This window comes from Algoriphagus algorifonticola, from assembly GCF_007655305.1.
Lineage (GTDB): Bacteria > Bacteroidota > Bacteroidia > Cytophagales > Cyclobacteriaceae > Algoriphagus > Algoriphagus algorifonticola.
Map to the genome: position 1 here is coordinate 75,207 of NZ_VLOG01000045.1, position 12,728 is coordinate 87,934.

General features: G+C 39.2%; 13 protein-coding genes and 1 tRNA gene. 11 read left to right on the forward strand and 3 right to left on the reverse strand.

Annotated elements, in window-relative coordinates:
• The first annotated feature begins 3 nt into the window (after window positions 1–3).
• The 6 genes from FL972_RS11655 to FL972_RS11680 all read left to right on the forward strand — a co-directional run bounded on the left by FL972_RS11655 (window position 4) and on the right by FL972_RS11680 (window position 5,502).
• A complete protein-coding gene (locus tag FL972_RS11655) occupies window positions 4–627 on the forward strand; it encodes a hypothetical protein (RefSeq protein ID WP_144605621.1) in 624 nt (207 codons plus the stop codon).
• Entirely contained in the window at window positions 614–1,579 is a 966-nt protein-coding gene (locus FL972_RS11660) for a HEPN domain-containing protein (RefSeq protein ID WP_186300108.1), read from the forward strand. The genes FL972_RS11655 and FL972_RS11660 overlap by 14 nt, the downstream gene beginning before the upstream one ends.
• Window positions 1,580–2,042: 463 nt before the next feature.
• On the forward strand, window positions 2,043–2,519 hold the full coding sequence (locus FL972_RS11665; RefSeq protein WP_144605625.1) for a DUF1905 domain-containing protein: 477 nt from the start codon (window positions 2,043–2,045) through the stop codon (window positions 2,517–2,519).
• On the forward strand, window positions 2,512–3,189 hold the full coding sequence (locus tag FL972_RS11670; protein WP_144605627.1) for a DUF2461 domain-containing protein: 678 nt from the start codon (window positions 2,512–2,514) through the stop codon (window positions 3,187–3,189). Before FL972_RS11665 ends, FL972_RS11670 begins: the two co-directional genes overlap by 8 nt.
• A gap of 665 nt (window positions 3,190–3,854) precedes the next feature.
• Entirely contained in the window at window positions 3,855–4,469 is a 615-nt protein-coding gene (locus tag FL972_RS11675; RefSeq protein ID WP_144605629.1) for a DUF6088 family protein, read from the forward strand.
• Window positions 4,462–5,502 (forward strand): nucleotidyl transferase AbiEii/AbiGii toxin family protein, encoded by a 1,041-nt coding sequence (locus FL972_RS11680; RefSeq protein ID WP_144605631.1) that lies wholly within the window; start codon window positions 4,462–4,464, stop codon window positions 5,500–5,502. Before FL972_RS11675 ends, FL972_RS11680 begins: the two co-directional genes overlap by 8 nt.
• 206 nt (window positions 5,503–5,708) lie before the next feature.
• Here the strand turns inward: FL972_RS11680 and FL972_RS11685 are convergent, their stop codons facing one another.
• Window positions 5,709–6,371 carry a DUF6933 domain-containing protein gene (locus tag FL972_RS11685; RefSeq protein ID WP_144605633.1) on the reverse strand — a complete coding sequence of 221 codons (663 nt, stop codon included), beginning with the start codon at window positions 6,369–6,371 and terminating at the stop codon, window positions 5,709–5,711.
• Between the two features lie 644 nt (window positions 6,372–7,015).
• On the opposite strand from FL972_RS11685, the gene FL972_RS11690 reads away from it, so the two are divergent.
• Window positions 7,016–7,921, forward strand: coding sequence for an ArdC family protein (locus FL972_RS11690; RefSeq protein ID WP_144605635.1), 906 nt, complete (start codon window positions 7,016–7,018; stop codon window positions 7,919–7,921).
• A gap of 43 nt (window positions 7,922–7,964) precedes the next feature.
• On the opposite strand, the gene FL972_RS11695 is transcribed toward FL972_RS11690, so the two are convergent.
• Window positions 7,965–9,176, reverse strand: a complete 1,212-nt coding sequence (locus tag FL972_RS11695) for an erythromycin esterase family protein (RefSeq protein WP_186300109.1) — start codon at window positions 9,174–9,176, stop codon at window positions 7,965–7,967.
• A 326-nt stretch (window positions 9,177–9,502) separates the two neighbouring features.
• Here FL972_RS11695 and FL972_RS11700 point away from each other — a divergent pair, with 326 nt between their 5' ends.
• From FL972_RS11700 to FL972_RS11715, 4 genes are all read left to right on the forward strand, one after another.
• Entirely contained in the window at window positions 9,503–9,718 is a 216-nt protein-coding gene (locus FL972_RS11700; protein WP_144605638.1) for a hypothetical protein, read from the forward strand.
• Window positions 9,719–10,449: 731 nt separating this feature from the next.
• Window positions 10,450–11,280, forward strand: coding sequence for an alpha/beta hydrolase (locus tag FL972_RS11705; RefSeq protein ID WP_144605640.1), 831 nt, complete (start codon window positions 10,450–10,452; stop codon window positions 11,278–11,280).
• A 150-nt stretch (window positions 11,281–11,430) separates the two neighbouring features.
• Window positions 11,431–11,682, forward strand: a complete 252-nt coding sequence (locus FL972_RS11710) for a type II toxin-antitoxin system Phd/YefM family antitoxin (RefSeq protein ID WP_144605642.1) — start codon at window positions 11,431–11,433, stop codon at window positions 11,680–11,682.
• Window positions 11,679–11,957, forward strand: a complete 279-nt coding sequence (locus FL972_RS11715) for a Txe/YoeB family addiction module toxin (RefSeq protein WP_144605644.1) — start codon at window positions 11,679–11,681, stop codon at window positions 11,955–11,957. The genes FL972_RS11710 and FL972_RS11715 overlap by 4 nt, the downstream gene beginning before the upstream one ends.
• Before the next feature lie 628 nt (window positions 11,958–12,585).
• Here FL972_RS11715 and FL972_RS11720 read toward each other — a convergent pair.
• Window positions 12,586–12,670: transfer RNA gene (locus FL972_RS11720), tRNA-Ser, on the reverse strand.
• Between the last annotated feature and the right edge of the window lie 58 nt (window positions 12,671–12,728).

The window sequence follows — 12,728 nt, forward strand, 5'->3', positions numbered from 1 at the left end:
ACTATGGAAAATAATTTCAGGAAACTTCAAAAAAAATATGGCTGTCTAACCAAGGACAAGGCTTTTCTGGTGTTGAAGGAGCTTTTTGGTTCTATGGCAGACCTTCCGTTTTGGCTGAGTAAAGTTTCAAAAATCCAAAATTCAGTATTTGATCCAGATCCTGACTATTCGGAATTATTGCCCGATACGGTGATGTATAATGGGCATCTGTTTTTAAAGCTTATTCATGCGAGTCATTGCTTCATGGATTTTCCAGCGATGTCAAAGGACGGATTGAACTGGGGACATCTGATTGATGATTGGACAGAAAACTTGTATTTAGGCAAAGCCAAGCCGGATTCATTTTATCATTTGATCGAATACTGTCCGAAGTATCTTTCACCTGAAGAGCTTTTGGATCCGAGTGGTTTTATCCGCAAGTTTTTCAAGCGCAAGAAATTGAAATCGTGGTTAAAGCGATGGAATCATTTTAGGGAAGCCGCCTTTTATACCTTTTCAATTGTCGAAGAAACGGAGGGGGAGTACCACAAAGATTTCCAATACTTTCTGAAGCTCACCGAAGCTTGCTACCTGATCTATGTGCGCTTTTCTCCCACCCAAAATTCAACCATCGATGCTGGAATTTGAAACTGACCATCCACCAGATGACCTGTTCAACCTGTTTCCCAAAAATGAATTGCACGAATACCTCTGGGAGATGCTTCAGGGTTGGATTATCTTCCTAACACAGCGGGAGAAGGATGATATGGATATTGCTACCCGGATGTATTTCTATGAGCTTTTGAACCATCTGCTAAGTCATCAATACCAAAAAAGACAAAAGCAAAAAGACCAACCAAATACGGTCAAAATGGAGGCGCTTTGTTCCGCTTTCATCGAACTCCTTCATCCACTGGCAGTCTATGAGCATGAAATTGCAAATATCCACCATTGGTATTTGCTCCTGCCGCACCTCAGTCCAAATGAACACGATGAATTGGAAAAAGTGGTAGAGTTTCTGGCTTCAGCAAATGAAGGTCACCAAGTTCATTGTATCTCAGGTTCCTACCTGAAAAAGAGCCTGACTGAAGGGAATCCCTACCTATGGAAAGAAGTATTTCCAAGTCAGGCAAAATATCTTTCACCGGATTTTGAAGGATTACCGACCCTAAGTCCCGAAGATCGAAAACCGATTTTCACCAAAGCTGCTGAACGGCTTGAATCAGGACTGGACAAAGCCAATGAATTCCAGTCACTTGCTAAGCAAGCCAATTCCGAAATGATGCCATTTCTGCTTCATCAATCTGCCGAGATGGCCCTCAGAGCGATTTTGATGGCTTGGGAAAAGCTAGAAAAGAAGACACATGAAATCAGAGTTTTGCTTCGCTACGCATCCAAGTACAACCCCGAATTTGGATCAATTTTTTCCATCGAGGAAGAAACGCTGCTTAACCTGTTGGATAAGTGCTATGCTAATTCACGGTATCAAGCTGGATTTAAGGTTCCTGAAAAGGATCTTCCTAACCTAGAGTTCAAAGTCAATTTGATACTTGATTTGGCCAGTAGTGAGTATGTGAAGCTAGTTTCCCTTGCAGAGTAAGCCTACCCAAAGGCCTACCAGTCTCCTACTAAATACCGCCTAAATTCGAGGTTAATTTGGTGTTAATTCGGCCTTTATTCGATAACGGGTGATATAATCCCTGTATTAAAATTGTAGACAGACCGCAGAATCCTCGCATTTGGATGCGGGTATTCTAACCTTTGGTGTTCTTTTGAGCTACTTATTAATGGCTTTAAAGGAACTGGGACTTGATTTTCAAGATTGCAAGAAATTAGATTTAAGAGAATTCTTTTTTTGGCTGCTTAGAAAGAAGTTTTGTTGAGGAAACCCGTTAGCCTTTCCGTTATTACATTCCTTTCTTTTGATGATTTTAATTTTCGGAACAAGTCAGCCATAGTTGGGTTAAAAAGTATGAAGTAATACTATCGATAATGACCTCAATACCATTTGGGACGATTTTCGAGGCTAATAAATCAGATCAAATAAAAGTGCTCAAAAACAGATGAATCATACAGAATACTTGGTTAAGGAGCAAAAACTGGTTTTGAACTATGAACCAGGAAAAGGGGCTTGGACCTATCATATCCAAATCCCGAAGACAAAGCATATTGTCGGGAAATGGGGTTCAATGAAAGTTTCTGGCACTATTGATAACTATAAAATAGAAAGTATCAACCTAGCCAAACTAGGAGACGAAGACAAACTAATTTCTATAAATGACAAAATCAGAAAAGCAATCAACAAAAGCGGTGGCGACACTGTAACAGTGACACTTTACTTATTGACTTCCAAAGAGCAAATTGCTGAAAAAGAAGTTTTAGAGACATTCAAAGAATCAGGGGTATTAAAAGCCTTTAAGAAACTAACAAAAGACGAGCAGAATGAAATTCTTGGAAAAATCACTTCTCTAAAATCGGATGACAAGCAAGTAAAAATGATTTTGAAATACATTGACCAACTAGGTAAAAATAATGATTAAGCAGACTTCACTTGACTTCCTTTCAAATCTTAAACTAAATAATTCAAGGGAATGGTTTGAGCAAAACAGGGACTTGTACGAAAATTACAGAAGTGACATACTGCAATTGACTGAAAACCTTTTGAATGAATTGTCAAAAATTGACCATGCAATTTTACAAGCCAACCTAGACTCTAAAAAATGCTTGACCAGAGTAAACCGAGATTTAAGGTTCTCAAAAGATAAGACACCGTACAAAAACTATGTCTTAGTTGTTTTTAATAAGAATTATCCAGAGCCAAACAAGGCAGGATATTTTATTCATATAGAACCAGGAAACTGCTCGTTTGGTGGTGGAGTTTGGCAGACAACTCCTGATTATTTGAAGAAAATTCGCCAAGAGATTGATTATTCATTCACAAGCTTCAACAAAACCATAACCACACCTGAATTTCAAAAAACATTTCCAAACGGAATTCAAGGTGTTGGAAAACTTAAAAAAATGCCAGACGGCTATGACGAGACTAATCCAGCGAGTGAACTTCTGAAGATGAAAGGATTTTGCACCAAAGAGATTTTAAATGATTCGCTTTTGACGAGTAAAGAATGCCTCGAAAAAGTCATAGGAGGATTCCAAACAGCGAAACCTCTCATTGACTTTCTCAATAAGGCCATTGAATATGATGGATAAGAGTTATTAGGAATAGTTCAAGTACTTCAGTCCAGATCACTTCGACATTAAAAAATCATTGAATGGTTCAACCTCTTCGAGATCATTAATCACAAATAATTAAGATTCGATTCCTGACTGGGGACAAACTTCTAAATTCTTGTGCTCTGAGGCGAAGCTAAAGGCCTACTACATTTTTTAAAAAGTCAGTTTCCCCGTTTCGCCCACTCCTTTCGTTTCGATTCATTCGCGCCATTTTTCAAATGACAGCTCTTTTCTCTCCACTTTAGGAAAGGGCTTTCACTCCCCACGGCTACCGCTTCACTCCAATTACCCTTCTCCTAAGTCCCGGCAAGCCTAGGACTTGGGAAGGCCGTTTCATGAAGCCGTAGCCCGAACCTCCTTTAGGGGGCAATCCTTGTTTCCGATTTTTGTCCGTTTCGGTCGGTTTTTACAAGAGGTTAAGCCTCTCAAATCCAAGGTGAGTTAAATAGATAGTGGGAGAAGTAGTGAGGATTAGTAATAAATCTGGTAATTGGAGTAGCACAGTCTGTCACAAAATCCGGTAATATTTGTGACAACTCTTTAATGGACGCTGTATCAAATAGTTACTCTTTTTGTTATAGGGTAAATGATTATTCTGTCGCAAAAAAATACTATATTTGCGACATATTAGGCTAAATAATATGACTCAAAGTATTGATAATAAGGTGATTGCAAAGGTAAAAAAAGCGGCAAGGGGTTCGCTGTTTTTTGTCGATGACTTCTTGTCAATAGGCAATGCTAAAGCTGTGTCAAAAGCATTGGAGCGTCTGGTGCAACGCCAAGAATTGAATCGGGTAGCAAGAGGTCTCTATGCCCGCTTGGCTGAAGACCCGATTTTAGGGCCGTTAAAACCAAGTACAGAAGATATTGCAGAAGCCATCAGACGAAGAGACAAGGCTAGGATAGTTCCTACCGGTAGTTTGGCGTTGAATGCTTTGGGACTATCTACACAAGTGCCTATGAATGTGGTTTACTACACAGACGGCTCTGCAAGAAAAATTGATTTGGGCAAAAGAAAGATAGTTTTTAAGAAAACAAGCCCAAGAAATTTAGCCACCATTGGAAAAATCAGCACATTGGTGATACAGGCCTTGAAAGAGATTGGGAAAGACAAGGTCACTGAAGAGGAAGAGAATATCATCATAGGCCATTTGGCAAAAGAAGTTCCCTACCGCTTGGAACATGATATCAAGCTGGCTCCAGAGTGGATCAGGATCATCATGCGAAAAGCCCTAAAGACAACAAACAATGATTAAGTGGCTCAATGTACCTGATCCTACCAAGCGGAATGCCTACATACAAATAGCCGAGCAGATGGGTATGTCAGCCTTTGCCGTAGAAAAAGACTGGTGGGTGAGCCGCACCTTGGATATCATTTTTCAGATGCCGATTGCTGCGAACTTGGTATTCAAAGGCGGAACTTCTCTCAGTAAAGCCTGGAAACTTATCAATCGGTTTTCGGAAGATATTGATTTGGCAATCGACAAGGAATTCTTTACTGGCTATAAAGGTGATATTTCAAAAACGAAAATCACCAGACTACGGAAAGAAGCGGGAGCCTATACCACAGGGGTTTTCTTTGAAGAGCTAAAAGAAAAGTTTCGTGAAAACGGATTTACTAAACTTGAATTCAAAGTAATAGAAGCTAAAGACAGCGATCAGGATCCAAGGGTCCTAGAAATCTATTATCCGAATCTCATTGTTCCAAGTTCTGAATATGTTCTGCCAAGAGTACAAATAGAGGTCAGTTGCCGTTCGTTGAGAGAGCCATTTACTTTTCAGAAATTTGGGGCATTAGTAGATGAAGTGTATGCAGAAAGAGATTTTGCGGCACCTCTATTCGAAGTTCCTACAGTAAATCCGGAACGGACATTTTTGGAAAAGCTTTTCCTCTTGCATGAGGAGTTTCACCGTCCGGTAGACAAAATGCGAGTGGATAGGCTAAGTCGCCATCTCTACGATGTACACCAATTAGCCCAAGCAGGAATTGCAGCATCGGCATTCGGCGACAAGGAATTATATGAAACGATCGTGTCCCACCGCTATAAATTTTCCAGAGTTGGGGAGGTGGATTATAATCACCACAACCCTAAAACACTAAATCCCATTCCCCCGGCTGAAGTGATAGGCGAGTGGGAATTTGATTATGCCAAAATGAAAGAGGATATGATCTACGATGGGAATAAGCCCTCATTTGAAGATTTAATCAATAATTTGGAGGGATTGAAGGCGAAGCTTCAGGCAGTTGTCTGGGATTTCGATTGTAAGTTTCCCAATCCAGCACAATAAATAATAGTTTGAAATTTGGGGTTAGACAATACCTAAAAACTCTAAGAAACACGGACTCCTGACGTACTGCCTTCTGTTTTAATTTTCCAAGAAAGCCTTTTTCAAGGTTAACCATCTAAGGATAAAACAGTTGAAATGATGAAGTCACTGCAAAAAAAAAGAAGTAATTGATTATTAATGTTTTTATATAAAAATGTTTTCAATAATCAATTCAACAGGCTATGGTTGTTGGGACTGTCTTGACTTGAAGCCAGATAGACACCTAGTATTTTTTTCATTTGCTCTTTTGGTTTGGTAAGTTGAGAAAATCTGGAAGAGCCATCCAAGCTGAATATTCTGTCATTTAAATCGAAGTTGAGCTCAGCAAGGCTCTTGTAGTATTCTGGATGCTGATGAAATTCTATGATATACAAGAGCTGGTTGATATGAGCAATAGCGCTCCGATCAGCATCTGTGGGGTGGAAGTTGATTTCATCCAAGAGCCAATTGACTTGCTCTTGAGTTGTATCGATGCTATCCACAGTTAGCTGAAGTTGGAGCTCTTCGGCGATCATCTCCCTAATATTCGGCAAGTCTTTTACCGAGAGGTTTTCCAAAATCAGGGAATAATGAGTTTTTGGATTATAAAGCAACCAATTTTTTCTTCCACTGGTAAAAAAGACAGTAGCATTCCATTTCCCCAGGATTCCTGTGTTTTCAGTCGAACCAGAAGGAGTAACGTACTTTTTGATCAGTTTTTCCAGCTTTTTGCTGACATGAATGGCTGTGGACATCGCAAATAAGAATCTTCTGTAAAGATGTGAAATTTTGGAAAGATGTGGATTTTCCCCGTTTCGCCCACTCCTTTCGTTCCGATCCAATCGCGCCATTTTTCAATTGACAGCTCCTTTCTCTCCACTCTAGGAAAGGGCTTTCACTCCCCACGGCTACCGCTTCACTCCACTTACCCTTCTCCTAAGTCCCGGCAAGCCTGGGACTCGGGAAGGCCGTCTCCTGAAGCCGTAGCCCGAGCCTCCTTTAGGGGGGGGCAAGCCTTTTTTGATTTTTCTTCCGAGCACATCGGGATTTTTGTCCGTTTCGGTCGGTGAGCGCTCCGTTCCATTTTTTTTCTTCCCTATCCCCTGGTCTTCGGTGTATGACACGACGATGCAAAGGTTGAGTGTGAACCTGCACTAGTCAAAAGTACGCTCCGCCCTGATCTAAAAAACAGGGTCTCCTACGGACTAACTCCCAGTTTTTTATCCCAGGCTTTTGCCCTGTGCAGAACCACACTCTATGGGTTGCATGTCGGTCAGAACCTCAATACCAGTGGATAAAAAAAATGTCACTTCACGCCCACATATCGCCCTTCACTTCCAAAAAATTACCCCTTGTACTCGGGAAAAATCTCGGTTTAAGTGTCGGGTCGATCTTCCTAATATCCTTGGATATACCTGGACTTTATGTGGCTGATAGACAAATTAATAATCGCTTTATCAATCCTTTTCTGTCACACCTTTAAACCACTATCACTATGAAAGCTTGGGAAAATTTCAACCAATTAGCGGAGACCGTTACCAACGAAATCATCGAAGGTATCCAAAATGAAAACCTTACTTGGGAGCAAGTTTGGAGTCCGAAAAACTCTCCGAAGAATTACGCTTCCAACCGTCCCTATTTGGGATTTAATGCACTTTGGCTTGCTTGGGTTACCATTTCCAAGAAATTCAAAAGTCCTTATTTCCTGACTTATAATCAGGCAAGACACCTTGGCGGAAATGTCAAGAAGGATGAAAAAGGCTCTAAAGTCGTATTCTGGAAGATTTCCAAGTTTGTAAAAGGAAAGGCTACCAATGAAGAAGGAGAAAACGAGGACCTCTTTGGAAGGAAGTTTACCCCTTTTATCTGGACAGTTTTCAATATCGATCAAATAGAAGGTATCGACTTTTCCATTGATGGAACTGAAGAAAGGGTTTTTTCCCAAATCGAAACTTGCGAATCCATCATTTCAGGCTACAGCACTTGTCCGGATATTATTCATGAAGGAGACGAGGCATTTTACAGCCCTTCCAGAGATTTTATCAATATGCCGGAAAAGGAATCCTTCAAAGGAGACGAGCAATATTATTCAGTCCTATTTCACGAAATGATTCATAGCACAGGCCATGCCTGCAGATTAGGAAGATTTGCAGCAAGACCGGCTTTGGTTGGCTTTGGTTCTGTGGAATATTCAAAAGAGGAATTGATTGCTGAAATGGGAGCTAGTTTTTTGAATGCCCTTGCCGGAATCAAGGATGCCAATTTCAAAAACTCCTTGGCCTATCTGAAAGGATGGTTTAAGCCACTAAAGGAAGATCCAAAAATGCTGATCTATGCTGCACAAAAGGCACATCAAGCAGCGAATTATATTCTTGGAATTGACCAGGAGGGGGAGGAGTAATCCCCCATTTTTGCACCAGAAATTGACAAGACATTTGTTTCAACTAATCAACGGCATATTTGTCAATGTTCAGTACATCTGAACATGGGTACATTTCTTCGATATAAAATACCCCATCGAACATTCTCGTCCAGTAAAATTTATTAGGTGAATGTATTAGGCCTTTCATCCAGAAGCTAAGATTTTCATGTTCAGGGTTAGCTTTATTTGAAAAATTGACAAACGCATATTTTGCCTCAGTTTCTTCAACAAAAGCCTCAAAATAATTCGGTCTTGGCTCTTTCAGATCATATTTTGGAAGGTAAAGTCTGCCTGCTTGGCCTTTATTGGATGTAAAACCTAAAACATATAATTCGTTTTCAATCTCATCTGCAATCAAAGTTCCGGTATTAATTGTGTCAGTTTTAAAGATCGGATAAGTCAAATCTCTGAATCCTTTAAAAAGATGGTAACTACTTGCCCAAACAATAATTTTTTCATCAGGAAACACTTCCTTTTTAAGCCACAAGAAGTTATCGCTCATCTGAATATCTCTGGGGTTATTACTATCTGTAGAATCTAAAGCAGAAGAGGTATACCCTCTTAAGTTCCTCACTGCTTGAAACAAAAAAGAACTATGCACTAATTTATTTTCAGCCCGATCAAAAAAACTATAAATTGAATCAACTCGATCTGAACTGAGATCGGAATCATATTCATTTTCCACTAATTCTTCTAAGATTTTCGTTAGACTTTCTTTTTCCGTGTCATCGGAAAAGAGGTTTTCATTTGCTAAACCCTGAATGAAATGAGTAATTGGAAATGGCCCCTCGCCAGAATGACTAAGCCTTGGATCCATACCTGATACATGAATAGGATTACTTGATGAGCGAATTGAATCTAAGTAGCTAAAAAGTCCGGTACACTCCATGCAGTTAGTCCAACTTTTGAAAATGAAATCTCGGTAGTCTTCCCTAGTGGAAAACCTTAAATCTGTTTGATTTGCCAGAGATTGATTAAGCCCTAAAAAGTTACTTTCAAACACCAATACATTGAATCCCATTTTTTCGTGCAAGTATTTGATGATTTTAGTTTTAGCTAAAAATGTAGGAGCATCGCCATGATCTTGTTCACCCAAAAAAACAACTTTTGAATCACCGATTGCTGCGGCAATCTTTTCATAGCCTTCGTAGTTAGAATTTTTTGGATCTATGTTTTCTATTGGAGTTGAGGATTTAATTACGAATTCCTTAAAAGATTTATCATAGGGATTCAAAAAATCGATAAGGAAGAAGTGGTAAAAAAAATAGATTCCAGCAGCAATTATCAGAAAAACGGGGAGCCAGATTTTTTTCTTCATGTTTAAAAGTCATTTAGATTTCGAACGGCTGAACTACGGAAAATAATATAAAATTATTTAGTTTTTTATTATTTGGGATTGACTGAAAAACTGAATTATGAGGTTATCATGTAGGTTTTTTCAAGATTTTTTGAATTAAGCTTTGATTTTTTTTCAAAGTAAAATGTCCCAACTACTGATCTACTGGTGAAAAATGGGCCAATTCTTTCAGGAAGTTTATTGCTCCACCAAATCAAAAGACTATGATTTGCAAAGCAAGAAATTGGGAAAGTTTATGGTTTGAAATGCCTTGTAGGAATGAAGTAAAGAGGTACTTCATCACAAATAAGTTTGATAAAGAAGAAGGAGAGGTTTTTTATTATTGCTTGCGAATAAAAAGTTGGCGTTGGGAATCAGGAGAACATATCGGTGATTGGAAAGCTGCAGCCGACAGGTGGATGTGGAATCTGGAAAACTAATAGCTTTTCAGTTTTGATCAGGAATCTCCATTCCTTTAACCCTGAAAATCTAGTCACTTTTAAAAAGTGACGGGGAGAGGCCTTGCAATAGCGAAATTAAGTGTTTAAAATATTGACATGAAAATGTCAAAAAAATTAACACCAGAAGAAGATCGTCTCAGGGAGGAGCTGGTGACATTGGAAGGTCGTATCCGTAGGAAGATTAGGAGAATTTGTGTCACGAATTTGAAGTTACCGTATGAGCGACTTGCAGCTGGACGGCGGCTAAAGGAATTGTGCTTGTTAGCGATTTCATCACTTGACGATGGAGACGCAATCAAGCTAGCGGCGTGCTTGAGGGAATTAAGAGAGAGGGGGATGCCTATATAAAATTTTTGCTGTTTTTAAAGCTTATCCAAAATTTCTCGGATTAGTCGTTCTCTGTCCAATTCCTTTTTTCTTTTTGTCCGTAGACTTACGATATATAGTATCCAAATCCCCCAGGCAACCGCAAAAAGCGGAAAAGGATTCTCTGCCCCCAATGCTCCAATCATTGCTATGAAGCTGATGAAAATGGTTCCTAAAAATTTTATAGTCGGCCACATAATTGAATGCTTTGATAATCAATTTATTAATTTACGATTTAGAATCAAAGTTGTTATGATTATTTGTGTAAATAAGTAAAGATGTAATTATATAAAAGAGTATAATTCTTTCTGGAGCTCGTTTAGAGACTTAAAAATCAAATCGTTATGAAAAAATCTACAGAAGCAATATTGTTCTTCCTACTGCTCTTTAGCTTCAATTCTGTTTATTCGATAATTCCTGATCGAGAATACATCCGTACTCCGGATTCAGTCAAGTGGGCATACCAACAATTGGATATTCACACCAAAGATGGTTTTCGACTCAATACCTGGATTTACGAGGCCAAACCTGAAAAGGACAGAGATACAGTTTTGATTCTGGCGTATCCTGATGCAGGGAATATGTCCTATTTTGTTTACCATGCAGCCATTTTGGCAAACGCTGGCTATACCGTAGTCACGTTTGACTATAGAGGATTTGGGAAAAGCCAAGATTTCGAGATTCAAAAAGAATTTCTCTATTACAAGGAATTTGCTTGGGATCTGGAAGCTGTGGTCGAAACCATTTCAAAAGAAATCCCAAACAAGAAATTGGGAATATGGGCCATGTCGATGGGAACAACTATAGCCTCAAGAGCCTATCCACAGATTAAAAATCAGATTGATTTTATTATTGGGGAAGGATTTGTCACTGATCCTGATGGAATTGTGGGTTACTACAAAGAACAGGGTAAAGAAATTCTTCTACCAGAAGATAGCAGTGAGTTTAAAAAATCCCTTGAATCTATCGACTGTCCCCTTCTGATTTTGACAGCATCAAATGACAAAGTTACCACCCACGATTCAGCTTTGAAACTTCAGCAGAAACTTGGGACCAATTGTTCAATTATCCGATATGAAGGTGATCATCTAACTGGATTTCAGGTGGACTATGACAATATGGGATTTGGAGGATGGTTTGTGGGGCAGATAGATAGATTTCTAGGAGAGGAGTAAATTTGATCTTGTATTTTTAAATCAAATTGGGGAAATGATACCGAAAAGGTCTTTGATGGGTCAAGTGATGATTAAATCATCTTTTACCTAAAATTCTGAACCTTTTCTTTTAAATTTGTGTACCATTACGTGTACACAAAATTTGAATCCATGTTAGTAATAAGCACAAGAGAGTTTCGGCAAAATCTCAAAAAATATTTAGACCTGATTGATAAGAATGAGCGTGTGATCATTCAGCGGGGAAAGGACAAAGTGTATGAAATTTCAAACGAAGTAAAAAATGACCGATTCTTTGATGATCCAGCCGTACAGGAGCGATTGGCCAAGAGTATTCAGTCCTACTCCGAAGGTAAAACTGTAAAATTGTCTGATGACCAATTGAAGGATCTACTTGGTATATGATATTTGAGATTGACTATACATTTGAGGCACTGGAAGATATTGAGAAGCTGAAGAAGACCGGAAACAAAGTTATTTTAAAGAAACTTTTCTCCCTTATCCAAGAACTAAAGCAACACCCTGAAACGGGGACTGGGAAACCGGAAAGACTCAAACACTACCAGTTAAACACCTGGTCGAGAAGAATAGATAGAAAACACAGGCTTGTATATCTGATAGATGGAACAAAGATCGTCGTGACGATTTTAGGTGCCTATGGTCATTATGGTGATAAATAAAACCAGCTTTATTCCTGAGGATTAATTGGGCCAACTCTACCTTCAGATACAGCAAAAAGAAAAAATTGGAATTTAATTCTGGTAGGTCAAATCCATGGGCCGATTAAATTTTAGGAATCGAAACACTGGGTGAGGACTCAATCTCCCTGTGTGATGAAAATAATGTTTTTGTAGCTGGGCCAATCTTAAATCTACGCCTTTGAATTAATATGCTGGAGCCATTTTTGATCGTCACCTTATTTCTAGGAACTGGATTTGTACTTTCCTTGGTACAAGATGCGCATTTGAAGAAGCCCTTTCTTTCCAGAATGGGTTTTAGGCTAGTCAGCCTTAGTTCATTCTGCTTTTTTTTGCTGGGGTCCTTCGCTTCTTTGAAGTTTCTTTTTGGCTTCTAAAGCCATTTGCAATTCGTACCAATCGTACACTTCGTACCCCTCGCACGGTACGAATCGTTCGAGCCTGTTGAAAATGGGAGCGATAGGATGCAGAGTAAATAACTGGCGTGATCTAAATCCAAAAAGACGACAAATTCTGATCTAGATCAGAATCATAAGACCCTTAAAAGATCCCTGTGTCTAAAAATAAAAACCTAACTATCAGTATTTCAGATAGTTAGGTTTTTGACTTGCAGAGGAGGAGGGATTCGAACCCCCGGTACCTCGCGGTACAACGGTTTTCAAGACCGCCGCAATCGACCACTCTGCCACTCCTCTATTAATTTTGATTCGTTTTCAAGACTTCCGTCTGGCAAAACTCTCAATACCCTTACAA